This is a genomic window from Streptococcus sp. GMD4S, assembly GCF_000296955.1.
In genome coordinates this window covers 1-637 of record NZ_AJRE01000372.1, presented here as the reverse complement: position 1 = coordinate 637, position 637 = coordinate 1, and the positions used below count along the sequence as shown (strand labels likewise).

The 637-nt window shown below is 41.9% G+C and carries 1 protein-coding gene; it reads right to left on the bottom strand.

The features are described from left to right. Positions 1-604 (bottom strand): transglycosylase domain-containing protein (locus GMD4S_RS09980; protein ID WP_000762595.1); only part of this gene is annotated, 604 nt, incomplete at its 3' end. Positions 605-637 lie beyond the last annotated feature (33 nt).

Genomic DNA, 637 nt, shown 5'->3' with positions numbered 1-637 from the left:
TAAGGATTTGCTCCTTGCTGTATTTCTTTGTCAACTCTAAGGCAAGGAAAAACTCCTTGGCCTTCCGTTCAACGGTTTGGTCCTGAGACAGATAAGCATTTTTCGCCAACTGTTGAGTGATGGTGGACCCCCCTCCAGAACGACCCGCTGTAAGGATGGCTAGAAAGAAACGACCGTAGTTAATCCCATCATTTTTATAAAAAGAACGGTCCTCTGTCGCGACGACAGCATTCTGCAAGTCTTTACTAATATCTGTCAGTTCAACATAGGTTCCCTTTTGACCCGATAGGGCTCCTGCCTCTTTTTCTTCGCGGTCAAAAATCAGAGTTCGTGTTTTCAAAGCATTCTGCAAATCATTGACATTGGTAGACTTGGCTATCGCAAACAAGTAGGTTCCTACCAGTAAACCAGCACTTAACCCTAAAATGATGACGATTTTTGTCAGATGATAACGGCGCCAAAATTTCCGAATTGGGCCTACTTGGGACAATTTTTTTCTATCGCTCCGTGAACGACGCATGCTAGTCGAATCAGACTCCGCTGATTCATTCGTTTCTTTTTTAAAGAGAGAAAGAAACTTCTCAAATAATTTATCTAATTTCATGCGTTTATTTTATCATCTTCACCATAGGAACTC